At 71.1% G+C, this 25,945-nt stretch carries 23 protein-coding genes; 12 read left to right on the forward strand and 11 right to left on the reverse strand.

Features of this window, described 5'->3' with window-relative positions; all coding sequences use genetic code 11:
- Positions 1–6: 6 nt before the first annotated feature.
- The gene (locus tag ACFVH0_RS01925) at positions 7–1,410 is read left to right on the forward strand and encodes a metallophosphoesterase (RefSeq protein ID WP_385817514.1); all 1,404 of its coding nucleotides are present in this window, start codon (positions 7–9) and stop codon (positions 1,408–1,410) included.
- A 187-nt stretch (positions 1,411–1,597) separates the two neighbouring features.
- A complete protein-coding gene (locus ACFVH0_RS01930) occupies positions 1,598–3,154 on the forward strand; it encodes an ABC transporter substrate-binding protein (RefSeq protein ID WP_385817465.1) in 1,557 nt (518 codons plus the stop codon).
- Positions 3,155–3,250: 96 nt separating this feature from the next.
- On the opposite strand, the gene ACFVH0_RS01935 is transcribed toward ACFVH0_RS01930, so the two are convergent.
- The 4 genes from ACFVH0_RS01935 to ACFVH0_RS01950 form a co-directional block, all read right to left on the reverse strand.
- Positions 3,251–3,994, reverse strand: coding sequence for a TetR family transcriptional regulator (locus ACFVH0_RS01935; RefSeq protein WP_385817466.1), 744 nt, complete (start codon positions 3,992–3,994; stop codon positions 3,251–3,253).
- Between the two features lie 23 nt (positions 3,995–4,017).
- On the reverse strand, positions 4,018–4,449 hold the full coding sequence (locus tag ACFVH0_RS01940) for a thiol-disulfide oxidoreductase DCC family protein (RefSeq protein ID WP_385817467.1): 432 nt from the start codon (positions 4,447–4,449) through the stop codon (positions 4,018–4,020).
- A gap of 5 nt (positions 4,450–4,454) precedes the next feature.
- Positions 4,455–4,886, reverse strand: a complete 432-nt coding sequence (locus ACFVH0_RS01945) for a hypothetical protein (protein WP_385817468.1) — start codon at positions 4,884–4,886, stop codon at positions 4,455–4,457.
- Positions 4,887–4,953: 67 nt separating this feature from the next.
- Positions 4,954–6,180: an MFS transporter gene (locus ACFVH0_RS01950; RefSeq protein WP_385817469.1), complete on the reverse strand. Its 1,227-nt coding sequence runs from the start codon at positions 6,178–6,180 to the stop codon at positions 4,954–4,956.
- A gap of 88 nt (positions 6,181–6,268) precedes the next feature.
- On the opposite strand from ACFVH0_RS01950, the gene ACFVH0_RS01955 reads away from it, so the two are divergent.
- Complete coding sequence (locus ACFVH0_RS01955; RefSeq protein WP_385817470.1) at positions 6,269–6,778, forward strand: MarR family winged helix-turn-helix transcriptional regulator; 510 nt, start codon at positions 6,269–6,271, stop codon at positions 6,776–6,778.
- A 58-nt stretch (positions 6,779–6,836) separates the two neighbouring features.
- Here ACFVH0_RS01955 and ACFVH0_RS01960 read toward each other — a convergent pair whose 3' ends face one another.
- The 6 genes from ACFVH0_RS01960 to ACFVH0_RS01985 form a co-directional block, all read right to left on the reverse strand.
- Entirely contained in the window at positions 6,837–7,436 is a 600-nt protein-coding gene (locus ACFVH0_RS01960) for a hypothetical protein (protein WP_385817471.1), read from the reverse strand.
- Positions 7,437–7,609: 173 nt separating this feature from the next.
- Positions 7,610–8,368: a succinate dehydrogenase iron-sulfur subunit gene (locus ACFVH0_RS01965; protein ID WP_385817472.1), complete on the reverse strand. Its 759-nt coding sequence runs from the start codon at positions 8,366–8,368 to the stop codon at positions 7,610–7,612.
- Positions 8,368–10,122, reverse strand: coding sequence for a succinate dehydrogenase flavoprotein subunit (sdhA, locus tag ACFVH0_RS01970; protein WP_385817473.1), 1,755 nt, complete (start codon positions 10,120–10,122; stop codon positions 8,368–8,370). The genes ACFVH0_RS01965 and sdhA overlap by 1 nt, the downstream gene beginning before the upstream one ends.
- Positions 10,123–10,151: 29 nt before the next feature.
- The gene (locus tag ACFVH0_RS01975; protein ID WP_124716825.1) at positions 10,152–10,628 is read right to left on the reverse strand and encodes a succinate dehydrogenase hydrophobic membrane anchor subunit; all 477 of its coding nucleotides are present in this window, start codon (positions 10,626–10,628) and stop codon (positions 10,152–10,154) included.
- A gap of 5 nt (positions 10,629–10,633) precedes the next feature.
- Positions 10,634–11,014 carry a succinate dehydrogenase, cytochrome b556 subunit gene (gene sdhC / locus ACFVH0_RS01980; RefSeq protein ID WP_266689036.1) on the reverse strand — a complete coding sequence of 127 codons (381 nt, stop codon included), beginning with the start codon at positions 11,012–11,014 and terminating at the stop codon, positions 10,634–10,636.
- Between the two features lie 206 nt (positions 11,015–11,220).
- The gene (locus tag ACFVH0_RS01985) at positions 11,221–11,751 is read right to left on the reverse strand and encodes a 2-oxo-4-hydroxy-4-carboxy-5-ureidoimidazoline decarboxylase (RefSeq protein ID WP_385817515.1); all 531 of its coding nucleotides are present in this window, start codon (positions 11,749–11,751) and stop codon (positions 11,221–11,223) included.
- A gap of 298 nt (positions 11,752–12,049) precedes the next feature.
- Here ACFVH0_RS01985 and ACFVH0_RS01990 point away from each other — a divergent pair, with 298 nt between their 5' ends.
- The 5 genes from ACFVH0_RS01990 to ACFVH0_RS02010 all read left to right on the forward strand — a co-directional run bounded on the left by ACFVH0_RS01990 (position 12,050) and on the right by ACFVH0_RS02010 (position 17,593).
- The gene (locus tag ACFVH0_RS01990; protein WP_385817474.1) at positions 12,050–13,657 is read left to right on the forward strand and encodes a glycoside hydrolase family 20 protein; all 1,608 of its coding nucleotides are present in this window, start codon (positions 12,050–12,052) and stop codon (positions 13,655–13,657) included.
- A gap of 243 nt (positions 13,658–13,900) precedes the next feature.
- Positions 13,901–14,731: a DUF4328 domain-containing protein gene (locus ACFVH0_RS01995; protein WP_385817475.1), complete on the forward strand. Its 831-nt coding sequence runs from the start codon at positions 13,901–13,903 to the stop codon at positions 14,729–14,731.
- A 118-nt stretch (positions 14,732–14,849) separates the two neighbouring features.
- Entirely contained in the window at positions 14,850–15,431 is a 582-nt protein-coding gene (locus ACFVH0_RS02000) for a hypothetical protein (protein ID WP_385817476.1), read from the forward strand.
- Between the two features lie 333 nt (positions 15,432–15,764).
- On the forward strand, positions 15,765–16,517 hold the full coding sequence (locus ACFVH0_RS02005) for an RNA polymerase sigma factor (protein WP_385817477.1): 753 nt from the start codon (positions 15,765–15,767) through the stop codon (positions 16,515–16,517).
- Positions 16,496–17,593, forward strand: coding sequence for a hypothetical protein (locus ACFVH0_RS02010; RefSeq protein ID WP_385817478.1), 1,098 nt, complete (start codon positions 16,496–16,498; stop codon positions 17,591–17,593). Before ACFVH0_RS02005 ends, ACFVH0_RS02010 begins: the two co-directional genes overlap by 22 nt.
- Positions 17,594–17,805: 212 nt before the next feature.
- Here ACFVH0_RS02010 and ACFVH0_RS02015 read toward each other — a convergent pair whose 3' ends face one another.
- The gene (locus ACFVH0_RS02015; RefSeq protein ID WP_385817479.1) at positions 17,806–18,708 is read right to left on the reverse strand and encodes a L,D-transpeptidase family protein; all 903 of its coding nucleotides are present in this window, start codon (positions 18,706–18,708) and stop codon (positions 17,806–17,808) included.
- Between the two features lie 238 nt (positions 18,709–18,946).
- Between ACFVH0_RS02015 and ACFVH0_RS02020 the strand changes: the two genes are divergently transcribed.
- The 4 genes from ACFVH0_RS02020 (at position 18,947) to ACFVH0_RS02035 (ending at position 25,686) form a co-directional block, all read left to right on the forward strand.
- Positions 18,947–20,527, forward strand: coding sequence for a methylmalonyl-CoA mutase (locus tag ACFVH0_RS02020; RefSeq protein WP_385817481.1), 1,581 nt, complete (start codon positions 18,947–18,949; stop codon positions 20,525–20,527).
- A 91-nt stretch (positions 20,528–20,618) separates the two neighbouring features.
- The gene (gene leuE / locus ACFVH0_RS02025; RefSeq protein ID WP_385817482.1) at positions 20,619–21,284 is read left to right on the forward strand and encodes a leucine efflux protein LeuE; all 666 of its coding nucleotides are present in this window, start codon (positions 20,619–20,621) and stop codon (positions 21,282–21,284) included.
- 536 nt (positions 21,285–21,820) lie between these two features.
- Positions 21,821–23,338: a hypothetical protein gene (locus ACFVH0_RS02030; RefSeq protein ID WP_385817483.1), complete on the forward strand. Its 1,518-nt coding sequence runs from the start codon at positions 21,821–21,823 to the stop codon at positions 23,336–23,338.
- Positions 23,335–25,686 (forward strand): glycosyltransferase, encoded by a 2,352-nt coding sequence (locus ACFVH0_RS02035; protein ID WP_385817484.1) that lies wholly within the window; start codon positions 23,335–23,337, stop codon positions 25,684–25,686. The genes ACFVH0_RS02030 and ACFVH0_RS02035 overlap by 4 nt, the downstream gene beginning before the upstream one ends.
- The last annotated feature ends 259 nt before the right edge of the window (positions 25,687–25,945 follow it).

Below are 25,945 nucleotides of genomic sequence, written 5' to 3' on the forward strand. Positions count from 1 at the left end.
GTGGTGATGGTGATCGTCGTGCTCGCGCTGCTGGCCGGCGTGCACCGCTATCTGTGGCGCCGCTTCGTCGGTGACACGACGGCCGAGGGCAGCGCGATGCGCAGGGCCGGCACGGTGGCCGCGTACGTACTGCCGCTGCTGAGCGTCGGCGCGCTGGTCTCCGGCCGCGCGGGCGCGCCCTTCTGGCTCCAGCGGGTGCTGGCCTGGCCGGGCTATCTGTGGCTCGCCGCCGTGCTGTACCTGACGCTGGCTCTGCTGGCGGGCGAGGCGGTACGGCCGGTCCTGCGCCGGGTACTGGCGCGCCGGGCGGACCGGGCGGGGCAGCCGGACGACGCGGACAGGGCGTCAGCGGATGGTGCGCTCGACGCGGACAAGGCGTCAGTGGACGGTGCGCTCGACGCGGACAAGGCGTCAGTGGACGGTGCGCTCGACGCGGACAGGGCGTCAGCGGACGGTGCGCTCGACGCGCATCCGGAAAATGGTGCAAAACGTACGGGCCTCTCCGCTGATACGTCGGGTGCGGTGCTTTCCGCCGCCCCGGCCACCCTCCTCGCCGACGCCCCCGCCCCGCCCCGCCCCGACGCCCCCAGCCGGCGGCTGTTCGTCGCGCGGGCCGTCGGCGGGGCCGCCGCCGTCGCCGGGCTCGGCACGGTCGGCCACGGCACCTACGGGGTGCTGCGCGGGCCGCGGGTCAAGCGGATCACCGTCCCGCTGGCCAAGCTGCCCCGCTCCGCACACGGCTTCCGGATCGCCGTCGTCAGCGACATCCACCTCGGCCCGATCCTCGGCCGCGCCCACACCCGGCGGATCGTCGACACGATCAACCGGACCCAGCCGGATCTGGTCGCCGTGGTGGGCGACCTCGTCGACGGAACCGTCGCCGACCTCGGGCCGGCCGCGGAGCCGCTCGCCCGGCTGAAGGCCAGGCACGGCAATTTCTTCGTCACCGGAAATCACGAGTACTACTCGGGCGCCGCCCAATGGGTCGACCAGGTAAGGGAATTGGGCCTTCATCCGCTGGAGAACGACCGGGTGGAGATCGCTGGATTCGATCTTGCGGGCGTCAATGACATCGCCGGGGAGAGCGAAGGGCAGGGCCCCGATTTCGCCCGTGCGCTCGGCGACCGGGACCGTACCCGCGCCGCCGTCCTGCTGGCCCACCAGCCCGTCGTCATCCATGACGCGGTCGCCCACGGAGTGGACCTCCAGCTCTCCGGCCACACCCATGGCGGCCAGCTCTGGCCGGGCAACTTCATCGCGGATCTGGCCAATCCCACCGGCGCCGGACTCGACCGCTACGGCGACACCCAGCTGTACGTCTCACGGGGCGCGGGCGCCTGGGGCCCGCCGGTACGGGTCGGCGCACCGTCCGACATCACCGTCGTGGAACTGGCCTCACGGCAGGCGTGACTCTCCGTCGACGACCGGTTTCGGACGTACAGGTGCACCCAAGGTTTCAACTGCCGAACAAAAGGCTATGAGTCACAGTTTTGCTCTTCCAGATGTGAAATTCGTGTGATTGGCTGATCGTGAGCATGCGGTGATCTGCGTATCTGAGCGCAACGCCGAGGTGGGGCTGGTAAGGGAGAGCACGGCAATGCGGTCGATCCGGCTACGGATTCTCGCGATTCTCGCGGTTTTGGTCATCGCAGGCGTCGTCGCCTGGCAGTTGCTTCCCTCGGACGAGGTGAAGAACGACCCCGTAGCCGTCGGCACGACGGACGTGGTCACGTCGCTCGACCCGGCAGGCGCGTACGACGCGGGCTCCTGGGCGATGTACAGCAACATCTACCAGTCCCTGATGACGTTCAAGGCCGGGGCGGTCGTCCCCGAGCCCGACGCGGCCGAGAGCTGCGGGTTCATGGGCCAGAAGCTCCAGACGTACCAGTGCAAGCTGCGTGACGACCTGACCTTCTCCAACGGCCGGAAGATCACCGCCGAGGACGTCAAGTACTCCATCGAGCGCATGATCAGGATCAAGACGGACGTCGGTCCCTGGGTGCTGTTCCCGAGCCTGAAGAACGTGGTGGCCGACGGCCGCACGATCACCTTCAACCTTTCCTCGCGCGACGCGACCTTCCCGCAGAAGCTCGCCACCGGAGCCGGCTCGATCGTGGACCGCGAGTCCTACCCGGCGGACAAGCTCCGCAAGGGGAACACGGTCGACGGCTCGGGGCCGTACGTCCTGAAGTCGTACCGGTCGGGCGAGATCGCGGAGCTGATCCCCAACACCCGGTACAAGGGCGCGGTGAAGAAGGAGGGCGTCCCGGTCACCGTGCACTACTACAAGAAGTCCGGTGATCTCCAGGCCGCCTGGAACGCCAAGCAGCTCGACGTCACCCACCGGGAATTGCCGCCGGCCACGCTCGCCGAGCTGAACCCCGGCGACCCCGATCTGCGCGTCACCGAGGCGGACAGCGCCGAGATCCGCAACCTCGTCTTCAACGTCCGGCCCGGCAGACCGCTGGCCGACAAGAAGGTCCGGCAGGCCATCGCCTCGATCATCGACCGCGGGCCGCTGGTGAGCAACATCTACAAGAGCACGGTCGAACCGCTCTACTCGCTGATCCCGCAGGGGTACATCGGGCACAGCACGCCGTTCTTCGACGCCTACCCGACGCCCGACCCGGAGCGCGCCAAGCAGTTGCTGGAGGACGCCGGCGTGCAGACGCCGGTCAAGATCAACTTCGGCTACCGCGGCGGCGACGAGACGCAGGCCAAGGAGACCGCCGAGATCCGCCGCCAGCTGGAGGAGGACGGGCTGTTCAAGGTCGAGGTCCACGCCGTCGAGTGGACGAAGTTCCAGAAGGAGTACGCGGCCGGCAAGTACGACGCGTACACGATCGGCTGGCTTCCCGACTACCCGGACCCCGACACCTTCAGCCAGCCGCTCGTCGGCCGTGACAACAGCCTCCACAACGGCTACTCCAGCAAGAAGGTGGACAGCCTGATCGGCTCCACGCTCCAGTACAGCGACCGCGGACGCACCGCGGCCGACTTCAAGGAGCTCCAGGCGCAGGTCGGCGAGGACGTGCCGCTGGTCCCGCTGTGGCAGAAGAAGGACTACGTCGTCAGCACGACGGACGTCTCCGGCTCGCAGTACCTCTCGGACGGCACCGGCATCTGGCGGCTCTGGGAGCTGAAGCGGATCTGACGCTCCGCCGCACACAACAGCGGGGGCGGTCGTACCGGCATCTGCCGGACGGCCGCCCCCGCCGTCTTCCCGCCACCGGCTCCAGGCCGGCAGGGCCTAGGGTCTCTCGTCCGACTCCCCGGACCGGCCCCCGCTCCCGGGCTTCGCGGCGCCGGGCAGGAACTCCTCCAGCACCTCGTGGATCTGCCGCACCAGCGGCCGCAGCACCCGGAACCGGGAGAGCGCGATGGCGCGGGCGCCGATCGGGGCGGAGCGCTCGACCAGGCGGCGGCTGCGTGCGGTGTGCTCGGTGCGGTCGTACACCCAGTACAGCACCAGGCCCATCTGTATCAGCCACATCAACTGCGGCAGCAGCTCCGCCAGTTCGGGATCGGTCTTGGCGTCGGACCCGGCCAGGCACCGCCGGTGGATGGAGATCGCCGCCTCGCGGGCCGCGACCGACTCCGCCGAGAAAGGGCTGAGCGGGCTCTCCGGATCGGCGGCGTTCTTGAAGAACTGGGCGGCGAAGCGGTGGTACGGCTCCGCCACGTCCAGCCAGGTGAGCAGGACCCCGCGCATGCGCACCGCGAGGTCCTTGTCGCCGTCCAGGACCGGTTGTACGGCCGCCGCGTGCTCGGCCGCGAGCCGGTCGTAGAAGCCCTGGACGAGGTGTTCCTTGTTCGTGAAGTAGTAGTAGGCGTTCCCCACGGAGACGCCGGCCTCCTGGGCGATGGCCCGCATCGTCGTCCTGTCGTAACCGCGTTCCTGGAAGAGCCGGAGCGCCGTTTCGAGGATGAGTGTGCGGGTCTGTTCGCTCTTGGGAGCCTTGACTTCCTTCACGTCCTTCGCTTCCTTCACCACAGACCCGAGGGTATCCGGCGTGGTCAGCCCGCGGATCCGGGGACCGTACAGGCACCGTCCCCGTCCCGGCCGCACGGCGGAGCGGTCAGGGACCGGTACTTCGCGGCGGCGAGCACGGTGGCCCGGGCGAACGGGCGGCCCGCCGGGGTGGTCAGCCAGTGGGCCCGGGGCCGGTGCTCGGCCAGCGCCCAGAGGCAGACGATCCACGCGGAGGTCCCGCGGTAGATCTGCCCCCGGTCGCCGACCACCGTGATCTCGTCCAGCGTCCCGGCGTGGTCGAGTCCGGGGAAGCGGCGGTGCGCCTCCTCGGAGGCCGCCGGGACGAGGTCGAGCGGGACCAGCTGACGCTGCTTCATCAGCCACTGCCGCAGGTGCAGGCAGAGCGGGCACCGGGCGTCGTACAGCACCGTCAGGCGCTCCACGGGGAGCCGCTGCCCGCCGGGTCCGCGCGTCATGGCGCTCAGGCCCTCGGGGCGGGCGCCGCCCACGGGCCGGTGGCCGGTCCCGCCCAGCCCTGCGGGGCCACCGGCGGGGTCTGCTCACGCTCCATCAGGCCGCGGCGGCGGATCTTGTTGAGCACATAGACATTGCCGAGGTGCATCACTCCGAGGACGAGCAGTACGACGCCGAGCTTCACCGACAGCGCCTCGAAGAGCCCGCGGGCGTCGGTGACGGCGTCGGAGTTCCTCAGATAGAGGGTGACGAAGCCCAGGTTGACCAGGTAGAAGCCGACCACCAGCAGGTGGTTCACGGCATCGGCGAGCTTCTCGTTCCCGTGCAGTACATCGGCGAGGAACACCTTGCCGTTGCGGCTGAGCGTGCGCGCGACCCAGACGGTCAGCGCCACGCTGATCAGCAGGTAGATGACGTACGCGACAACAGTGAGGTCCATGCCCCACCCTCCCTTGAACGCGTTCAAAAGCTGTTGTCATGGACTGTAGACCTGTAATTGAACATGTTCAAGCGGGGAGTTCGGTGGCTGGCTCCGGCTGCTTGCCGGGCGCCCCGAAGCGCCGTACGCCCGGCACCGCCGCCGTCCCCAGACAGGCCGCGCCGACGGCCACCGCGGCGATGGTCAGGGGCACTTCGGCACCCCAGGCCGAGGCCGCGAGCGGGGCCAGGGCGTAGCCGAGCGGCATCGCGCCGAGGGAGAGCAGCCAGTCGTACGAGGTGACCCGGGCCAGCGCGTGGGCCGGTACGGCGGACTGGACCGAGCTGTCCCAGACGGGGCCGAGGAAGCCCAGGCCGGCCTGGGCGACGCCGTACGCGGCGATGGTGAGCGCGACGGGTGCGTGGGCGGCCAGCAGGCCGAGCGGCAGGGCGTACGTGGCGAGGCCCAGGTTGGCCACCAGTACCGGGCGGCGGGGGCGGGCCCGGCCGGCCAGCAGCGAGCCCAGGAGCAGGCCGACCGCGCCGGTCTGGAGGAGGGCGACCCAGACGCCCTTGCCGCCCAGCTCCCGGACGAAGAGCGCCGGGCCGACGGTCATCAGGACGGCCGCCGCGCCGTTCCAGGTGGCGTGCCCGATCAGGCTCGTCCAGTACCAGTCGCGGCCGCGGACCTCGCCCCAGCCCTCCTTGAGATCGGTGAGGAGCGAACGCCGGGGGATGGGTACGTGCCGGACCTCGACGGCGGACAGCAGTGCGGCGCTCACCGCGAAACTGGCGCCGTCCAGCACGAAGGCCCAGCCCGGTCCGGCGGTGAGGATCAGCAGCCCGGCGAGGGCGGGGCCGCCGAGCCGGGTGGTGCTGTTGACCACCGCCATCAGGGAGTTGGCGCGCAGCAGCCCGGACTCCGCCACGGTGCCGCGGATCAGCGGTGAGGCGGTGGGCATCGCGAACGCTCCGGCGGCGCCGCCGATCGCCTCGGCGAGCGCGATCTGCCAGAGCGCGGGGGAGCCGCCGAGCAGCTCCGCGCCGACGAAGAGCTGGGTCGCGCACCGTACGAGGTCCGTGGTGAGCGCGACCGTACGGGCGTTGAAGCGGTCGCCCACGACGCCGCCCAGTGGCAGCAGGAGCAGCTTGGGGACCATCGCGCAGCCCAGGACCAGGGCGAGCGCCCCGGTCGAGCCCGTGGCCAGATAGACGGCCAGGGAGAGAGCGGTGGGGATGACGGCGTCGCCGATGAGCGAGAGGGTGCGGCCGATGAAGAGCAGGCGGAAGGCGCGCGTGCGCAAGGGGTGCGGCATGCGCGAGAATTTATTTCGGGATCGAACTATTCGTCAACGAAATATTAGACTCCGAAGGAAAGTTGGCGGACCGGCGTACGATTTCCCCATGGAACGACGCGACTGGACCGACGGACACGTGGAGCGCTGGAAGCCCGTCCTGCCCGGCCTCGACCCCGACGTCGAGGGCGCGGTGACCCGTATGAAGAAGCTCTCCGTCCATCTGCGCCGGGTACGCGAACAGTCCCTGGTCGACTTCGATCTGGACCGCCAGGAGTTCGACACCCTCCACAAGCTGGCCGGACGCGGCGGGAAGGCGGCCCCCTCCGAACTCGCCGCCGACCTCGACCTCGCGCCCGCCTCCGTCACCGGCCGGCTCGACGCGCTCGAACGGCGCGGCTTCGTCCGCCGCACCCCTTCCACCACCGACCGCCGGCGGGTCGACGTGGAGCTCACCGACGAGGGCCGCTCCACCTGGCTGGGCGCGATGGACGTCCTCGGCCACGAGGAGTACCGGCTGCTCGGCGTACTCGGCGCCGACGAGCGCACGCTGCTCAACGACATGCTGCGGCGCATCATGGTGGTCGCCGAGGACCGGGGCGGCGCCGACTGGGACTGACGGCCGCTCGGCGCGAGGCGCACGCGCAAAGCGGCTCGCGGACCGGGGCGGGGGACCGTCAGATGCTCATCGCGCGGGCCGTGTTGAGCTGGGCCATCACCATGGGGAAGGTGTCCAGGCCGACCGCCGGGATCATCGTCGAGTGGTGCCGGCCGCCACTGGTCACCGAGACCTGGACGAAGCCGGTCGTCTGCTTCTCCTTCATCAGGAGGAACAGCAGACCGACCAGGCAGAACAGCGCGAAGACGATCGCCAGCACGATCGCCACCGTCGGGATCTTCTCCTCGGTACGGGTCAGATCCGTCGCCGTCCACACCGCGCCCTTGAGCGGCATCGGACCGGACGGGGTCATGATCTGGTCCTGCATGACGGCGATATCACCGAGCGTCAGGACCGGCATGCCGGTGCCGGGCTGGGCGCCCGGCGGCTGCGGGAAGCCCTGACCGGGCATGGTCGGCTGGGCCGCGACGCCCTGCGGGTAGCCGTAGCCGGGGCCGGGCTGGGCCGCGGACTCGGGCAGCGGCTGCGGGTAGCCGTACGCCGGGGTGCCCGGACCGAGGTGTCCCGCGCCGTCCGCGACGGTGGGCGGGACGCCCGGCTGCTGGGGAGCCGGCCCCCACTTGTATGAGTCGTCCGCGTACGGATTCGGATCGCTCAACGTTCCCCGCTCTCGATCAGACCTGTGCGCCCCCGGACCCTGCTGGGCCGACGGCGGCGAACCGGAGCCCGGTTCCGCACGACCGTACCGTCAAGACCCGCACGGCGCAGCAAGAGGCCCCGCTCCCGCAGGATTGCTGCGGAGAACGGGGCCGGATGCGACTGCCGGGGCGGTCAGAAGCGGCGCGTGATCAGCGCCCGCTTGACCTCCTGGATCGCCTTGGTGACCTCGATGCCACGCGGGCAGGCGTCCGTGCAGTTGAAGGTGGTGCGGCAACGCCACACACCGTCACGGTCGTTGAGGATCTCCAGGCGCTGCTCGCCGCCCTCGTCGCGCGAGTCGAAGATGAAGCGGTGCGCGTTGACGATCGCCGCCGGGCCGAAGTACTGGCCGTCGTTCCAGAACACCGGGCACGAGGACGTGCACGCGGCGCACAGGATGCACTTGGTGGTGTCGTCGAAGCGCTCGCGGTCCTCGGCGGACTGCAGACGCTCGCGGGTCGGCTCGTTCCCCTTGGTGATGAGGAAGGGCATGACATCGCGGTACGCCTGGAAGAACGGGTCCATGTCGACCACGAGGTCCTTGAGGACCGTGAGGCCCTTTATGGCCTCGACCGTGATCGGCTTCTCCGGGTTGACGTCCTTGATCAGCGTCTTGCAGGCGAGCCTGTTCTTGCCGTTGATCCGCATCGCGTCGGAGCCGCAGATGCCGTGCGCGCAGGAGCGGCGGAACGTCAGCGTGCCGTCGATGTCCCACTTGATCTTGTGAAGGGCGTCGAGCACACGCTCCTTCGGGTCGATCTCGATCCGGAAGTCCTGCCACTGGGCCTCGTCGGAGACCTCGGGGTTGAAGCGGCGGATCCGGAGGGTGACCGTGATGTACGGGGAGGCGGCGGACTCCGCCTCGACCTTGTCCAGAATCGGGGTAGCCATCAGTACTTACGCTCCATCGGCTGGTAGCGGGTCTGGACGACCGGCTTGTAGTCGAGTCGGATCGACTCGGTGCCGTCGGCCGAGACCTCGCGGTACGCCATGGTGTGGCGCATGAAGTTGACGTCGTCGCGGTTCGGGAAGTCCTCGCGGTAGTGACCGCCGCGGGACTCCTTGCGGGCCAGCGCGGAGGTCGCCATGACCTCGGCCAGGTCGAGCAGGTTGCCCAGCTCGATGGCCTCCAGGAGGTCCGTGTTGAACCGCTTGCCCTTGTCCTGGACAGACACGTTGAGGTAGCGCTCGCGCAGCTCGGCGATCTTGTCGACGGCCGTCTTGATGGTCTGCTCGGTGCGGAACACCATCACATTGGCGTCCATGCACTCCTGCAGCTCCAGACGGAGCGCCGCGACCCGCTCGGTGCCCGTCGAGGTGAGCAGCCGCTCGACCTGGTCCTCGACCATCTGCGCCGGGTTCTCGGGAAGCTCGACGAAGTCGTGCTTCGCGGAGTACTCGGCGGCGGCGATGCCCGAACGGCGCCCGAAGACGTTGATGTCGAGCAGCGAGTTGGTGCCCAGCCGGTTGGCGCCGTGGACGGAGACGCACGCGACCTCGCCGGCGGCGTACAGGCCCGGGACGACGGTGGTGTTGTCGGCCAGCACCTCACCCTCGACGTTGGTCGGGATGCCGCCCATGGCGTAGTGCGCGGTCGGCTGGATCGGGATCGGGTCCGTGTAGGGCTCGATGCCGAGGTACGTGCGCGCGAACTCGGTGATGTCCGGGAGCTTGGCGTCCAGCTGCTCCGGCGGGAGGTGCGTGAGGTCGAGGTAGACGTGGTCGCCCTCGGGACCGCAGCCGCGGCCCTCGCGGATCTCCGTGTAGATGGAGCGGGACACGACGTCACGGGACGCGAGGTCCTTCATGACCGGCGCGTACTTCTCCATGAAGCGCTCGCCGTCCTTGTTGCGGAGGATGCCGCCCTCACCGCGGGCGCCCTCCGTCAGCAGGATGCCCATGCGCCAGATGCCCGTCGGGTGGAACTGGAAGAACTCCATGTCCTCCAGCGGCAGGCCCCGGCGCCAGGCGGCGGCCTGGCCGTCACCGGTCAGGGTGTGCGCGTTGGACGTCACCTTGAAGAACTTGCCGGTGCCGCCGGAGGCGAAGATGATCGCCTTCGCCTGGAAGACGTGGATCTCGCCGGTCGCCAGCTCGTACGCGACGACGCCGGCCGACTTCTTGACCCCGTCCACGTCCTGGAGCAGCAGGTCCAGGACGTAGAACTCGTTGAAGAACTCCACACCCTCCTTGACGCAGTTCTGGTACAGCGTCTGGAGGATCATGTGGCCGGTGCGGTCCGAGGCGTAGCAGGACCGGCGGACCGGGGCCTCGCCGTGGCTACGGGTGTGACCGCCGAACCGGCGCTGGTCGATCTTGCCCTCGGGCGTCCGGTTGAACGGCAGGCCCATCTTCTCCAGGTCGAGGACGGCGTCGATGGCCTCCTTCGACAGGATCTCGGCGGCGTCCTGGTCGACCAGGTAGTCGCCGCCCTTGATCGTGTCGAAGGTGTGCCACTCCCAGTTGTCCTCCTCCACGTTGGCGAGCGCGGCGGCCATGCCGCCCTGCGCGGCGCCCGTGTGGGAGCGGGTGGGGTAGAGCTTGGTGAGCACGGCGGTACGGCTGCGCTTCGTGGACTCGATGGCCGCGCGCATGCCGGCGCCGCCGGCGCCGACGATGACGGTGTCGTACTTGTGGATCTGCATGATTTCCTCTGGTCCCTCTGGCCCGGCGCCTAGCGGATGTTCGGGTCGAAGGTGAAGATCACCAGCGTGCCCAGCAGGACGGTGAACACCGTGGCGGTGTACAGCAGCATCTTCAGCCAGAAGCGGGTGTTCTCCCGCTCGGCGTAGTCGTTGATGACCGTACGGAGACCATTGGCGCCGTGCAGCATGGCCAGCCACAGCATCCCGAGGTCCCAGAGCTGCCAGAACGGCGAGGCCCAGCGGCCGGCCACGAAGGCGAAGCCGATCTTGGAGACGCCGCCGTCCAGCACCAGCTGGATCAGCAGGTGGCCCAGGACCAGGACGACCAGGACGATGCCCGACAGGCGCATGAAGAGCCAGGCGTACATCTCGAAGTTGGTGCGCGAACCCTTGGGGGTCTTGCCGGTCCGCTTGCGCGGCGGCTCGATGACCGGGGCGGGGTTGTCTACGTCGTACAGGCTGACGCCCTCGACGGAGCCGATCGCGGCGGAGGACTCGGTGGACATTGGCCTCAGCTCCCGAATACTTCGCGTACGGCGTGGCCGAGGACCGGGTACAGCGCCCCGACCATCAGCACGACCCAGATGCCCACGACCGACCAGAGCATCTGCTTCTGGTAGCGCGGGCCCTTGGCCCAGAAGTCCACGGCGACGATACGGAGACCGTTCAGCGCGTGGAAGAGAATCGCGGCCACCAGGCCGTATTCGAGGAGCGCGACGATCGGCGTCTTGTACGTGGCCACGACTTCGTCGTAGGCCTCGGGGGAGACGCGGACGAGAGCGGTGTCCAGGACGTGTACGAACAGGAAGAAGAAAATGAGGACACCGGTGACTCGATGAGCCACCCAGGACCACATGCCTTCCCGGCCGCGGTACAGCGTTCCAGCCGGCACGGAAGAACCCTCCGGGAGCGGGGATTGGGGCCGGCCGGCTTGACTGTCGGTCTGACCCGGCCGGGTACGGTCCACCGGCCCCGGCCATCGTAGCGACGGTTTGTCGGTTCGTTCGCGCGGGGGCCCGCGGTGTGATCAAAGTGGCAATCAAACAGGCACGGACGGGCTAGAAAGAGCTGTTGCCCCTCTTTATCGAGCCCGTTCCGTTATGAACCCGATACCAGCTCGATGATGCGGCCCCGGGCGAGTCGGCGCATCTCCTCCGCGGTCACCACCCGCTCCTGGTCGGGTTCGTGGGCCAGTCTGGCCCGGATCCCGGCGAGCACATGGTCCGGCTGCTCGGCCGGCTCGAAGCCGTCCAGGCAGATCACGAAGACATGGCCGAAGCGCGACTCGTACGCGGCGTGCGCGGCCTGCAGCGCCAGATGGGCGGAGTGCGGCGCGGCGTGGTGCAGGCCGGGGGAGACCTCGGCGGTGAGCGCCTCGGAGAGGTCCGCCGGGGCCAGGTCGTAGCCCGCCTCGTCGGCCGCGGCCAGCAGCGAGTCCAGGTCGGGAAAGGGGCGGTGGGCGGCCAGCCGCTGCGCCCAGCGGCGGCTGCCGCAGCACTCCAGCAGTGCGGCCTCGGCCTCGGCCGACGGCGCGGCGTTGAAGCGGTCGAGGCCCGGGACACGGGCCTGGGCCTGTTCGGCGGCGGAGTTCTGGACGGGTACGGCTGTCCGGGTGGCCGGTTGGCACAGTTGCTCCGGGAGGCCGGCGCGGGACTCGCTGGACCTGGTCAGCGTGGGCTCCTCGGATCAACGGCATCTGTGACCCTGGCGAGGCAAGCGGCGGAAGAGGCCAGGCAGATGCAGGGTGAAGGGAGAGACGAATGTGCCTCAAAGCTACCGAGGCGGGGCAACGGACGTCCGACAGATGCGCGAACTTCACCCGGACGGGAGAGTTTCGGATCGCCTGACGGACCGTATTCCAAGGAGAATGCCCGGCTGTCTCCCTGATTCTGCCTTGTTTTCCGTAAACGACGGAGGTTTCTGAACGATGTCGCCCTCACGTGGCGCTCTCGTGGCCGGTGCGGTGCTCACCGCGGCGGCCGCCGCGACGATCGCCGTCGTCGTCTGGCCGGAAGGCTCCGACAGCGGGCTCGCCGGACAGTCGTCGAACGCCCGCACCCCCACGCCCTCCTCGGCCGCCCCCTCGCCGACCCGGAGCTACCCGCTCTCCACCGCCCCGCGCACCATCCCCGCGGTACGCGAGCACATCGCGGCCCGCGGACCCGGCTGGCGTCCCGGCCCGGACAGCGGGGTCGTCGTCGCCCGCGGCAGCGGGACGCTCGCCGACGAGGGGCAGCTGCTGGCCCAGGAACTGAAGATCCACTACCGGGGCGACGTCCCCGCCCGCACGGGCGACGTGGAGCTGGCCCTCGCCCCGGGCAAGGGCACCCCCGAGTCGTACACCCTCGGCGTCCACGACGGACGGGTCACCATCAGCGGGCCCGACCAGGCCGGGGTCTTCCACGGAACCCGCACCCTGAAGCAGTCGGTGCGCGCCGACGGCGTGATGCCGGAGGGCGAGGTGCGCGACCGCCCCGACCGGCCGCAGCGCGGCCTCAACCTCGACATCGCGCGCAAGCACTACACCGCCGCCTGGATCGAGGACCGGCTGCGCGAGATGGCCGACCTCAAGCTCAACCAGCTCGGCCTGCACTTCTCCGACGACCAGGCCTTCCGTATCGAGTCCCGCACCCACCCCGAAGTGGTGTCGCCGCAGCACCTCACCCAGGCGGAGGTGCGGCGGATCGTCGGTCTCGCGTCCCGGCTGCACATCGAGGTCGTCCCGGAGATCGACTCCCCGGGCCACCTCGGCGCGGTGCTGCGGGCCCACCCCGACCTCCAGCTGCGCAATGTGTCGGGCACGCGCTCGACAGGGTCGCTCGACATCTCCGACCCGGGCTCGGCCAAGCTCATCGACGAACTCCTCGGCGAGTTCACCGAGCTGTTCAGCGGCGCGTACTGGCACCTGGGCGCCGACGAGTATCTCGCGCTCATGGCGCGGAACCCGGCCGCCTCGTACCCGCAGCTGCAACGGGCCGCCCAGCAGAAGTACGGGGCGCAGGCGAGCATCAAGGACCTGACGACCGGCTGGCTGAACGACCGCGCGGCGGTGGTGCGCCCGCACGGCAAGCGGCCCAAGGCGTGGAACGACGGCTTCTTCCGCGACGGGACCGTGCACGCCGACAAGGACATCGAGGTGGAGTTCTGGACGGGCAAGGAGTACGGCGCCCGGGAGCCGGAGGAGTACCTGCGCGAGGGGCGGCGCGTGGTGAATCTCAACGACGAGTTCCTCTATTACGTGCTCGGCCAGCCCAACCAGTTCGTCTACCCCACGGGCAAGCGGATCTACGAGCAGTGGACCCCGCTCGTCCTGCGCGGTACCCGGCCGGTCCCGGCGAGCTACTCCGGCCAGATCCTCGGCGGCCGGTTCGCGGTCTGGGGCGACCTCCCGCAGGCGCAGACCCCGGCGCAGGTGGCGCAGGGCATCCGGATGCCGCTGCGCGCGACCGCCCAGAAGCTGTGGATCCCGGGCAAGCCGGCGCTGAGCTGGGACGAGTTCCGGGCACTGGCCGCTCGCATCGACGCCGGGGGCTGAGCGGGGCGGAGAGGCGGAGCACGGGGACGCCGGGCCGGGACGGTCGGGTGGTGCGGGGGTGGTGCCGGGCCGGGACGGTCGGGTGGTGCGGGGGGTGGTGTCGGGCCGGGATCGCTGGGTGGCGCCGGGCCGGATTCCTCGTGGACAGCCAGGTGGCGGGGGGTCAGGTTCCGGATGCCGCGCGGTCCGGGGAGGGCCGCGCGTTCTCGCGTTCGCGCTCAGAACCTCAAGGGGTTCCGCTTCATGCTCTGCTCCACCTGCCGTCTCAGACCGCCGGTCACCGACGACGGGCGCTGCCTGCTCTGCGCCGGTCCTGCCGGGGCGGCGGCCCCGATGCCACCGGCCCCGGCCTTCATCGCTCCGCAGCAGTACCTGCGTTCGCCCGAGGGGCTCGCGAAGGCCGTCGTCGTACTGCTGGCGGTCGTCGCGGCGGCGGATCTGCTCGCCGTGGCGGCGGGCCTGAACACCCGCCGCGTCATCGCGGCCGGGCTGGAGAACGACTTCGCCGCCTACGACGAGGCGGAGGCGGCCCTCGCGGACAATCTGTCCGGGACGGCGGGGGTGCTGCAGACCCTCGCGAGCCTGGCCACCGCGGTCGTCTTCATCATCTGGTTCCGGCGGGTACGGCTCAACGCCGAGGTGTTCGACCCGAGCATGCAGCCGATGAGGCCCGGCTGGTCCATCGGAGCCCGGTTCGTCCCGATCGCCGACCTGGTGCTGCCGCGCCGGATCGCGGGCGGAATCTGGACCGCGAGCGCCCAGACGAACACCGACGGCAGCCGGCACACGGTCCCGGCCACCGTGATGAACCTGTGGTGGGGGTTCTGGGTCGTCTCGCTGATCAGCTCCCAGTACGCGACCAGGCGGTCCTGGAAGGCCGAGCAGCCGCAGGAGATCCTCGACACGACGGCCCTGGTGGTGGCGAGCGACGCCCTCGACATCGTGGCCGCGGTGTTCGCCGTCCTCTTCGTCCGCAGACTGCCCCGGATGCAGGGAGAGCGGGCGGCCCTCGGCATGTATCCGCTGGGCGCCCCGGGACTGTCGGGGCGCGCCGACTGGGGCCGCGCCCACTGAGCGATGCTATTCGGCCCTCCGTAGTGACGGTTTTGAGCCATTCGGCGCTGAAGGCGATAACAGGAAGCGCCTCGTCCCCGTCTGCGTGCACACGGGGACGTGCCGACAGGAGACGCCGATGAGCCTGCTGGAACTGATCGCCGCCGCCGACGAGCGCGGGCTCGCCGCGAGCGCGGTCGCCTGCCTCGACCGCTGTCTGCCGCAGCCCGTGGGCGGAGCGGATCCCGATCCGCTCCGTCCGCTCTGGGCGGGGTGCGCCGACGCGGCGGCCTGGCCGGGCCGCCTCGCGGATGTCCGTGCGGCGCTGGACGCCGCGGCCGACGAGGAGGGCGCCGCCCCGCGGATCCGGAAGCTGCTGGGCGAGGCGCCGGCGGACCGGGCGGCCCCGGAGCTGCGGGAGTGGGCCGACGCGTGCTCGCTGCTGGCCCTGGAGGTCCACCTCGACCCGGACACGGCACCGGGCGCCGGCACGGAGTCGGCGCGGCGCTGCCGCGAGGGCGATCCGGACGGGGCGGGCCCGCTGCCCGCCGGGGAGCTGCGGCGGCAGATCAGCGTCCTGGAGATGCTGGCCGGGACCGCGGACGCCGCTTCGGCAGGCGCCGGACTGCGCCAGGTGCTGGAGGTCTCGGCGGAGGGGCAGCGGGTACTGCGCGCTGCGGTCTCGCGGCGGGCACGGCGTGATCCGGACGAGGCGCCTTAGACCGGACGAGGCGCCTCGGAAAGGACGCGGACGAGAGGCCCTGGAGCAGTCCGGCGCCGGCCGGGGCGGCGTACCGGGATGACGAGGACGACCGGGGCCGCCACCCCCCACAGGAGAGGCCCCGGTCGTCTTCCGCGGGGCCGTAGGACGACCCCGTACTCCTCTCAGCGCCGTCGCTGCGTTTTCTGTCACACCGCCAGGTGTCCGAGGAATGTTGCGGGTTGTACAAGTCATGGACGCGGGCCCCGCCGAGGACGTAGCGTGCTGAGTCGCGCAGGGTGGCGCGGCAGTGATGACCAGCTGCGATTCGGGACAGCAGGGCAGGTTGAGGGAGTGCTGGGGGACGACGCGGAGCTCACTGCCGCGGTACTCGCGGCACAGGACGGGGACGAGGACGCCTTCCGTACTGTGTACCGCGCTGTGCAGCCGCGGCTGCTGGGCTACATAAGGACGCTGGTGGGGGAGCCGGACGCCGAGGACGTGGCGTCCGAGTCCTGGTTGCAGATAGCGCGCGACCTCGACCGGTTCAGCGGCGACGCCGACCGCTTCCGCGGCTGGGCGGCGCGCATAGCCCGCAACCGGGCGCTGGACCATCTGCGGATGCGCGGCAGGCGCCCCGCGATCGGCGGCGACGAGTCGGAGCTGTCCGAGCGGCCGGCCGAGTCCGACACCGCCGGTGAGGCGATGGAGGCCCTGGCCACCGGCCGCACGATGTCGCTCATCGCCCAGCTGCCGCAGGACCAGGCCGAGGCCGTGGTGCTGCGGGTGGTCGTGGGCCTGGACGCGAAGGGTGCCGCGCAGACGCTGGGCAAGCGTCCGGGGGCGGTACGCACCGCGGCGCACCGGGGTCTGAAGCGGCTGGCCGAGCTGTTGCGCACGGACGGCGACGACGGCGACGACGATGAACACGGCGGCGCGGACGGCGCCCCCGAAAGAGATCCGGCGGACCCTTCCGCCCCGCGCCGGAGCACGGCTGCCCGGGCCGCGGAACTCGACGCGGTGCCCGCCCAGCGCCCTGCCCGCAACGGCCTGGCGGCGCCGGCCGGTGTGACGCATTCGCGTCCGTGGACGCAGAAGGACATGTGATGGCCGACGAGCGGTACGAATGGCTTGACAAGGACGCCGCGGAGAGATTGCTCCGCGGCGAGCCGGTCGATCCCGTCGGCGGCCGGTCGTGTACGGACGCCGAGAGGCTCGTGGCCGCGCTGGACGCCGCCGCCCGCGCCGGCCGCCCGGCCACCGCCGAACTGCCCGGCGAGGCAGCGGCGCTCACCGCCTTCCGTACGGCCACCCGATCCGCGCGGGCGAACGCGGAGGGCCGGTCCGCCGGTGGCGAGGTGCTCGACCCCGTCCGTATCGGGGCTGCCGCGGGCGGCTCCGGCCCGCGCGCCATCGTGTCCGCGGTCTCCGGACGTACCCGCCCCGCGCGCTGGAGCCGGCCCGTCCGCTTCGGCCTGGTCGCCTCGCTCGCGGGCTGCGCGCTCGGCGGGGTGGCCGTGGCGGCGGGAACCGGAATGCTGCCCGGACCGTTCGGCGGGAACACTCCGCTGCCGGCGGCCTCCGTCTCGGCCGAGGCCACACCCGAGGAGCTCGGCTCGGGGCTCACCACGGACGAGACCGCGCAGCCGCCGCCGTCCGCCTCCCCGAAGGGGCGTACCACCACGCCCCCGGCCGGCCCCTCCGCCCCGGCCGAGGACCGGGACCGCGACAGATCCGGCAGGACGACGGAACCCGGCGGCGACAAGCGCAAGCCCGACGGAGCCGCGACCGGCTCCCCGGGCAGCACCGGCGCCGGCAAGCAGACCGAGAACCCCGGGAACAACTCCTCCGGCGACTGGTACGCGAAGGCGCTCAAGGCCTGCCGCGACTACCGCGACGGCAATCTGAGCGAGAAGCGCAGACGCAAGCTCGAAGCCCTGGCCAACGGTGCCCGGAACCTGGACCGGTTCTGCGACCGCGTGATCGAGAGATCCGAGCAGGGCCGCAACGACCAGGGCGACGACGAGCAGGGGGCGGACGGCCCGTCCGGGAACAACAACGGCTCCACCGCCGGCAGGCCCTCCTCGATCCGGTTCACCGACGGGGTGCGCATTCCCCCGGTCCCGGCCTCCCTGACGCCCTCGGCCCGTACCTCCGGCGCCGGCACCGGTTCACCGGGCTGAGAAAAGCCGCTCGCGACAGGCTTTTTTCGGCCTGTCACCACCAGGTGTGACGTTTTTCGAGGCCGCGGCGCAGTACAGAGTGAGCCGACTGGTCATCGGCAGCGCACAGAGCCGGGGTTCCCCCCGTACCTACGGCTCAGCGCACATGGCGCGGGCGGGACACGTTCCCCCGGTCCCGTCCGCGCCTCTTTTCCTTCCTCGAACGCTCCGCCCTATCCGTGGACGACGACCTTGTCGCCGTTCTTCACCTGGGCGAAGAGCGAGGCGATCTTTCCCTCGTCCCGGACGTTGACGCAGCCGTGCGAGGCGCCGTTGTAGCCGCGGGCCGCGAAGTCCGACGAGTAGTGCACCGCCTGGCCACCGCTGAAGAACATCGCGTACGGCATGGCCGTGTGATAGATCGACGACACGTGGTGGCGGGACTTCCAGTAGACCGAGAAGGTGCCCTCGCGCGTCGGTGTGTACTGGGAGCCGAAGCGGACGTCCATCGACGACACGACCCGGCCGTCGATCATCCAGGACAGCGTCCGGCTGTTCTTGCTGATGCAGAGCACCCGGCCGGTCATGCACCGCTTGTCCGGCTTGGCGACCGGCCGGGCGGTCGGCGGGTTCAGCTCGGCGGCGGTCGGCTCGTGCGTCATGCCGAGCAGCTTCTGCCAGGTGAGGGTGTCGGCCCTGCCCGTACGGGTCAGGCCCCGCTTGCCCTGGAAGGACTGGACCGCGGCGACCGTGACGGTGCCGTAGTAGCCGGTGGGGCTGCGGTCGAAGTGGCCGATCTGCCGCAGCCGGGCCTGGAGTTCGCGCACCTGCTTGCCCTGGGAACCGCTCGCCATCAGCGTCGTGCCCTGCGGGTCGGGCTTCGGCGTGGGTGATGCCGTGGCCGTCGGCGGCGTCGGTGACGGCGTGGCGGTGGGCGAGGACGGCGGCGTGCTGGGCTTGCCGTCGTCGGCGGCGGTGGCCCGCGGCGGCGCCGAAGGGGCCGCCGGTGCGCTGCCGGTGGCCTGCGCCTTGCAGCCGGCCGTCGCGGCGGCGACGGTGAGAACGGCGAGCACCGCGGCCCCCGCCCGAGCCCGTTTCGCGTTCCGTGAGGTGCTTCCGGTGGTGCTGCTTATCATCTCGGCCCCCTGTGTGTCCGGTGTGTCCGGTGTCCCATTGGACGGATTCCCGCTCTGCCCGGTTGCCAAAGCCCGCGCATGATGGGGGAGAGCGGCGACGCGACCCCGGGCGGGGCTGTGAGCAAGGTCCCAGCCCGTCCCTCTCCAACGGTCTCGCGCCCACCGCTACAGTCCGTCGCGGGAACCGTGGTTACCAGCAAGTAGCTTTACTGAGCAGCTTCAGCGGGAGGCACAGCAGATGACGCGCGAGTCGGAGTCGGGACTGCCCATCGAACCGGTCTACGGGCCGGACGCACTCGACGGCTGGAACCCCGGCGAAAAGCTGGGAGAGCCGGGTGCCTACCCCTTCACGCGCGGTGTCTACCCCTCGATGTATACCGGCCGCCCGTGGACGATGCGCCAGTACGCGGGTTTCGGTACGGCCACGGAATCCAACGCCCGCTACAAGCAGCTGATCGCCAACGGGACGATGGGCCTGTCCGTCGCCTTCGACCTGCCCACCCAGATGGGCCACGACTCGGACGCGCCGATCGCGTCCGGCGAGGTCGGCAAGGTCGGGGTCGCGATCGACTCGATCGACGACATGCGGGTGCTGTTCGACGGGATCCCGCTGGACAAGGTCTCCACGTCCATGACGATCAACGCCCCGGCCGCGCTGCTCCTGCTGCTGTACCAACTGGTCGGCGAGGAGCAGGGCGTCCCGGCGGACCGGCTCACCGGCACCATCCAGAACGATGTGCTCAAGGAGTACATCGCGCGCGGCACGTACATCTTCCCGCCCGGCCCCTCGCTGCGGCTGATCGCCGACATCTTCAAGTACTGCCGGGCCGAGATCCCGAAGTGGAACACCATCTCGATCTCCGGCTACCACATGGCCGAGGCCGGGGCCTCGCCCGCGCAGGAGATCGCCTTCACCCTCGCCGACGGCATCGAGTACGTACGTACCGCCGTCGCGGCCGGCATGGACGTCGACGACTTCGCGCCCCGGCTCTCCTTCTTCTTCGTCGCCCGCACCACGATCCTCGAAGAGGTCGCCAAGTTCCGCGCCGCCCGCCGGATCTGGGCGCGGGTGATGAAGGAGGAGTTCGGCGCCGAGAACCCCAAGTCGCTGATGCTGCGCTTCCACACCCAGACCGCGGGCGTCCAGCTCACCGCCCAGCAGCCCGAGGTCAACCTGGTACGCGTCGCCGTCCAGGGCCTGGCCGCGGTCCTCGGCGGTACGCAGTCGCTGCACACCAACTCCTTCGACGAGGCGATCGCCCTCCCCACCGACAAGTCCGCCCGCCTGGCCCTGCGCACCCAGCAGGTCCTGGCGTACGAGACGGACGTCACGGCCACCGTGGACCCGTTCGCCGGCTCGTACGTCGTCGAGTCGATGACCGATGCCGTCGAGGCCGCCGCCCTGGAACTGATGACCAAGGTCGAGGACATGGGCGGCGCAGTCAGCGCGATCGAGCGCGGCTTCCAGAAGAACGAGATCGAGCGCTCCGCGTACCGCATCGCCCTGGAGACCGACAGCGCGGAGCGCGTCGTGGTCGGCGTCAACCGCTTCCAGCTCGACGAGGAGGAGCCGTACGAGCCGCTCCGCGTCGACCCCGCGATCGAGGCCGAACAGGCGGCCCGCCTGGCGAAGCTCCGCGCCGACCGCGACCAGGACGCGGTGGACGCCGCCCTGACCCGGCTGCGGAAGGCGGCCGATGGCACGGAGAACGTCCTGTACCCGATGAAGGACGCGCTCAGGGCCCGGGCGACGGTGGGCGAGGTCTGCGACGCGCTGCGCGAGGTGTGGGGGCGGTACGTGCCCTCGGACGCGTTCTGAGGGGGCGGCCGGCGAGCGCGGACCGGGGTCCTCCCGCCCGTTCGTGGCCCCCCGGAGCGGAGTGTCGTACCCGCGTGCGACACTCCGTTTCATGCTGGGTGTCACCGACCTTCCGACCTATCTCGCCGGCCTGGTGCTGATCGTTCTGCTGCCGGGGCCGAATTCGCTGTACGTGCTCTCCGTCGCGGCCCGGCGCGGGGTGCGGACCGGGTATGTGGCGGCGGCCGGGGTGTGGACCGGGGACACCGTGCTGATGACGCTGTCCGCGCTCGGGGCCTCGTCGCTGCTGCAGACGACGCCGGTGCTCTTCGCCGTCGTCAAGTTCGCCGGTGCCGGCTATCTGACCTGGCTGGCGATCGGCATGCTGCGGGCCGCGGTGGCCATGTGGCGGGAGCGGCACCGGCGGATGGCCGAGCTGACCGAGGAGAACGCCGGGCCCGCGGTGGCTGCGGCGATGGAACGGCCGTACCGGCGGGCGCTGGTGGTCAGCCTGTTCAACCCGAAGGCGATCCTGTTCCTGATCTCGTTCTTCGTGCAGTTCGTCGACCCCCACTACGCCTACCCGGCGCTGTCCTTCCTGGTGCTGGGCACCCTGCTGCAGATCGCCAGCTTCCTCTATCTGTCGATGCTGATATTCGGCGGCACCCGGCTGTCCGCCGCGTTCCGCCGCCGCAAGCGGCTGTCGGCGGGGGCCACTTCGGCGGCGGGTCTGCTCTTCCTGGGGTTCGCGGCGAAGCTCTCGCTCAGCAGCGTGTGACCTCGGGGACGCCCAGCGGGGCCAGGTACCGCGCCAGGCCCGAGGCGTCCTCGCCCGCCCGGCCGGGGTAGCCGCCGGGGCGGACCAGGAACAGACCCTTGCCGTACGCCTCCCCCGTCCGCCGGGGCGCGGTCGCCGGAGTGCAGGGCGCCGTCCCGGCCCACCGACAGCGGGCCCTCGCGGCAGCCGGGGCCCAGCTGCCGGGCCGCCCCGCTTCTGCTCGCCGCCGAGGCCGGTGCCGAGATCTCCGCCGACCACGACGAACGCTTCGAGGACGGGCCGCGGCTGATCGTCGCGGGCATCGGGGCACGGTACGGGGTGCGCCGAGAAGGCCTGTACCAGCGGGGTCGGTGCGCAGTTTCCTGTACCGAAAGGGCGAGTTCATCCGGCGGCCGTTCAGGTTTCTTAACGTGTCGCGGAACCGAACACACGCGCCGAGCATCCGCTCTTCGACGGGGCGGGGCCCCGGCGCGTCCCGGTGACCGCACGCCCGGACACGCCCCCTTCCCCCCACGGGCACAGACGCTTGGAGCGCCATGAGAGAAGCCCGCACCCGTTGGCCACGGCAACGCGACTCGGCCCCGCCCGAGAGCGCCGCGTCGCCGCTCGCCTCCGTCACCCCGACCGACGTGGACGTGTGCCTGCGGGCCTGTGCCGCGCACAGCACCAAACTGGTGGCGGGACTCGACCGGCGGCGTGCGGCACTCGCGGAGGCGCTGCGCCACCTGCTGGCCGTGCACGCCGCGGCGCAGCCCGCGCCGTCCACGGCCACCGCGCCCTCGCTCCCGCTGATGCGGCGGTCCGGCAAGGCGGGCGCGAACTCCGCCGCGGCCCTCGCCGACGAACTGCTCGACCCGCTGCTCGCGGTCGGCAACAAGGCGCTGGACTGCGGGTACGAGGACGAGCTGAAGCTCGCGGTGCTCATCGGGGACACCGTGCTGACCCAGCGCAAGGGCTCCCGGGCCGGCTGGCGGCTCCGCGCCAGGACGCTGGAGGCGATGGGCGCGGAGGCCGCGGCCATCGAGGCGTACGAACGCTACCTGTCGTTCACCGACGACGACGGCTTCGGCGTCGCGGCCAAGGTCGTAGGGCTGCGCGCCGGCGCACAGCGCCAGGACGAGCTGCTGCGGCGGCTGGAGCACGACTGCCCGGCCGCCGTCGAGCACGCGGCCCGCCCCGTCACCGAGTCCTGGGCCGAGGGCCTGGCCCTCAGGGCTCGCGGCGACTGGGCCCGTGCCGAGCCCCTGCTGGTCGGCGCCCTGCTGGCCCAGGAACGCACCGGGGCCCCGGTCACCGAACTCCAGGAAGCCACCTCCCAGTACCTCCAACTGGCCATGGAGGCGGCCGGAACGGACCCCGCCGCCGTGGCCGGGCTCACCGGGACCGTCGGCCTCTACGCCGAACAGCGCCGGAGCCGGATGCGCGGCCCGGTCGCGGACCCCACCTTCGGCGGCGTCGAGTGGACCACGGTCGGCGAGTTCCGCAACCGGATCGCGGGCAGGTCGATCTGCCTGATTGCCAACTCCCAGCGCGTCGGAAGCAGTTCGATGGGCGCCGAGATCGACGGCTACGACCTGGTCGTACGGTTCAACTCGTACCGGATCGACCCGGCGGCCACCGGACGGCGCACCGACATCCACGCCACCATCCACAAGCACGGCTTCAACTGGGACCAGAAGGTGCACACCCGGCTGGTCTTCGGCGGGGTCTCCGGCGACTGGAAGCACTCCCTGCGCAACCGCCTCGTCCCCGGCGCCCAGCAGTACCTGGGCGACGAGTCGCTGCGCTGGCCGCTGCGCGACATCGGCCGCGTCGGCGCCGACGTCTGGCCGGCCATCCCCACCACCGGGTTCAACATGCTCTGGCTCCTCGACCACCTCGACGTCAGCAGCCGGCTCGACCTGATCGGCTTCGACTTCTACGAGAGCGGCGCCTACCGCCTGCCCGGCGCGATGCGGATGCCCATCACCTCCGTGCACGAGTACACCAGCGAAAAGGCGTGGGTCATGGAACGCGCCCAGAGCGTCACCGACATGAGGATCCGACTGCGATGACGAAGCCCGCCACGACCCCGTCCGCGACGGTCCTCCCCGAGTCGCCCGCGCCCGCGAACCCGCTCACCGGCAAGCGCCGGGTCGCCTTCGCGAGCTTCGTCGACGAGAACTACCTGCCCGGCTTCCTCGCCCTGCTGCGCAGCCTGGCCCTGTCCAACCCGAACGTCTGCGAGGACTTCCTCGTCCTGCACGACGGACTGCGCCCCGCCTCCGTCGCACAGATCCGGGCCCTGCACCCGCGCGTCGACTTCCGCCGCGTCGACGCCGGGCACTACGACTCGTACGCCAAGGGCGACCAGGACAACTACCTGGTGCGCAAGGCCTACTTCATCCTCGACATCTTCCGGGTCCGCGACTACGACACCGTGATCACCCTGGACACCGACATGGTCGTCCTCGGCGATCTCGGTGAACTGCTCGAACTGCGCGACGGACTGGCCGCCGTACCGCAGTTCTTCTACGGGCAGCACAAGCTCAACAGCGGACTGCTGGTCATCCAGCGCGAGTATCTGAGCGACGCGTTCTGCGCGCGGCTCGACGAGGTCGGACGGGCCGGTACGTACGAGCTCGACAAACACGACCAGGGCATCCTCAACGCCGTGCTCGACGGTGACTTCGTCCAGCTCGACGCCCGCTACAACTTCGTCAAGCGGCGGCTGAGCGGCGACCTCCCGGTCCCCGACTCCACCGCGATCCTGCACTTCACCGGGCGGCACAAGCCCTGGCAGGGCGGCGAGGCCGGATACCGCGAGGCCGAGGACCGCTGGCACGAATTCGAGCTGTCCGACGCCGATTTCCACGCCGCGTACCTGGCGCTGCCCGGTGCCAAGCACCACGACCTGCTGGTCCACTACGGCACCCCGCACGTGGAGCGCACCGGCTCCCCGGAGGACGCCCGCAAGGTCGCCGCCTCCCACATCGCGGCGGGCGAGTACCAGGAGGCGGCCGATCTGCTGGGCCGGGTCCGGATCCCCGTCGACGAGTCCTGGCCGCACGAGGTGTTCGGCCACGCCCTGATGAGCGTCTCCCGCTACGAGGAGGCCCGCGCCCGGCTGCTGCTCGCCACCGCGTCGCCCAACCGGGCCGCGACCGCCTTCGCCCGCCTCGCCCAGATCGCCTGGATCCACGGCGACGACGACGCGGCGACCGAGTACGCCCTCAAGGGCCTCGCGGTCGACCCCACGCACCGGGCCAACCGGCTGATGCACAAGCGCACCACCGGCCCGACCCCGCCCGTGGAGGGGCCCGCCGCCGGCCAGCTCGCCCATGTCGCCTTCTACATGGAGCGCCAGGGCAACGCCGGGGACAAGCTGCTGCCGGAGAGCGTACGGCTGGCCTTCGGCCGGGACACCGGCCCGCAGCGGTGGCACTCGATCCACGCCCACCGGCTCTTCGACGAGGCCGCGCTGGAACGGGTCAACGAACGCCGGGGCCTGGTCATCGGCGGCGGCGGCCTCTTCATCCCGGACACCGCGCCCAACGGCAACAGTGGCTGGCAGTGGAACGTCCCGGACGAACTGCTCGACCGGATCGACGTACCCGTCATGGTCTACGCGGTCGGCTTCAACGCCTTCGACGGCCAGGCGTACGGGCACGGGCGGGAAAGGTTCCTCTCCAGCCTGCGGCGGCTCGTCGAACGGGCCTCGTTCTTCGGGCTGCGCAACCACGGCTCCATCGAGAAGGTCCGGGAACTGCTGCCCGCCTCGCTCCACGACAGGGTGCGCTTCCAGCCCTGCCCGACGACGGTCACCAGACAGCTGGTGGACGGCTGGGCGGACCCGGTGCGGCGCGAGGACACCGTGCTGATCAACGCCGCGTACGACCGCTCGGGGCTCCGCTTCGGGCACGACTACGGGCACTTCCTGGCCGAGATGGCGACCGCGGTGCGGGAGCTGGGCACCCGGGCCGAGGTCCAGTGCGTCGCCCACTCGCTGGACGACGAGCGGATCGCCTTCGACCTGCGGCGCGAGCACGGCATCGCGCTGCCGGTGATCCCGATGTACGACTTCGACAACGACGCGATCCGGGACACCTACGCCCGGACCAAGCTGGTCATCGGGATGCGCGGGCACGCGGGGATGATCCCGTTCGGCTGCGGTACGCCGATCATCAGCCTGATCTCGCACCCGAAGATGGCGTACTTCCTCGCCGACATCGACCGCCCGGAGTGGGGCATCTCGGTCCACGACCGGCACCTCGGGGCCCGGCTCGCCGAGCGGGCCGCCGGACTGCTCGACGACCACACGGCGACCGTCGCCGATGTGCACGGCCGGCAGCAGGAGCTCTGGAAGGTCACCGAGGCCAACGCGGCGGACCTGCGGGTGATCCAGGGCGGCGTCACGGTCTGACCGTTCGTACGGCGGTGGGGCGGGGCGCGCCGGGTCCGGCACCCCGCCCCCCCCCGCTTGTACGACAGAGGGGCGGGGCGCGCCCGTTCCGGCACCCGCCCCTCCGCTCGCACGACAGAGGGGCGGGGCGCGCCCGTTCCGGCACCCCGCCCCTCCGCTCGCACGGCAGTGGGGGGGGGGGGCCGGCCCGGCCCCCCCCCCCCCGCCGGGGCGCCCCCCCCCGCCCCGACAGGCGCCCCCCCCCCCGCCGCCCCCCCCC

Origin of the sequence: Streptomyces sp. NPDC127117, assembly GCF_042677325.1 — a bacterium.
In the GTDB taxonomy this organism is placed as follows: Bacteria; Actinomycetota; Actinomycetes; order Streptomycetales; family Streptomycetaceae; genus Streptomyces.

Excerpts from the sequence above, each read along its gene's own strand:
- leuE (WP_385817482.1), top strand. The coding sequence starts at position 20,619 with ATGCTGGGTGTCACCGACCTTCCGACCTATCTCGCCGGCCTGGTGCTG.
- ACFVH0_RS01955 (WP_385817470.1), top strand. The coding sequence starts at position 6,269 with ATGGAACGACGCGACTGGACCGACGGACACGTGGAGCGCTGGAAGCCC.
- ACFVH0_RS02035 (WP_385817484.1), top strand. The coding sequence starts at position 23,335 with ATGACGAAGCCCGCCACGACCCCGTCCGCGACGGTCCTCCCCGAGTCG.
- ACFVH0_RS01965 (WP_385817472.1), bottom strand. The coding sequence starts at position 8,368 with ATGGCTACCCCGATTCTGGACAAGGTCGAGGCGGAGTCCGCCGCCTCC.
- ACFVH0_RS02030 (WP_385817483.1), top strand. The coding sequence starts at position 21,821 with ATGAGAGAAGCCCGCACCCGTTGGCCACGGCAACGCGACTCGGCCCCG.
- ACFVH0_RS02015 (WP_385817479.1), bottom strand. The coding sequence starts at position 18,708 with ATGATAAGCAGCACCACCGGAAGCACCTCACGGAACGCGAAACGGGCT.
- ACFVH0_RS01945 (WP_385817468.1), bottom strand. The coding sequence starts at position 4,886 with ATGGACCTCACTGTTGTCGCGTACGTCATCTACCTGCTGATCAGCGTG.
- ACFVH0_RS02000 (WP_385817476.1), top strand. The coding sequence starts at position 14,850 with ATGAGCCTGCTGGAACTGATCGCCGCCGCCGACGAGCGCGGGCTCGCC.
- ACFVH0_RS01940 (WP_385817467.1), bottom strand. The coding sequence starts at position 4,449 with ATGACGCGCGGACCCGGCGGGCAGCGGCTCCCCGTGGAGCGCCTGACG.
- sdhA (WP_385817473.1), bottom strand. The coding sequence starts at position 10,122 with ATGCAGATCCACAAGTACGACACCGTCATCGTCGGCGCCGGCGGCGCC.
- ACFVH0_RS02020 (WP_385817481.1), top strand. The coding sequence starts at position 18,947 with ATGACGCGCGAGTCGGAGTCGGGACTGCCCATCGAACCGGTCTACGGG.
- ACFVH0_RS01925 (WP_385817514.1), top strand. The coding sequence starts at position 7 with ATGGTGATCGTCGTGCTCGCGCTGCTGGCCGGCGTGCACCGCTATCTG.
- ACFVH0_RS01930 (WP_385817465.1), top strand. The coding sequence starts at position 1,598 with ATGCGGTCGATCCGGCTACGGATTCTCGCGATTCTCGCGGTTTTGGTC.
- ACFVH0_RS01975 (WP_124716825.1), bottom strand. The coding sequence starts at position 10,628 with ATGTCCACCGAGTCCTCCGCCGCGATCGGCTCCGTCGAGGGCGTCAGC.
- ACFVH0_RS01990 (WP_385817474.1), top strand. The coding sequence starts at position 12,050 with ATGTCGCCCTCACGTGGCGCTCTCGTGGCCGGTGCGGTGCTCACCGCG.
- ACFVH0_RS01950 (WP_385817469.1), bottom strand. The coding sequence starts at position 6,180 with ATGCCGCACCCCTTGCGCACGCGCGCCTTCCGCCTGCTCTTCATCGGC.
- ACFVH0_RS01995 (WP_385817475.1), top strand. The coding sequence starts at position 13,901 with ATGCTCTGCTCCACCTGCCGTCTCAGACCGCCGGTCACCGACGACGGG.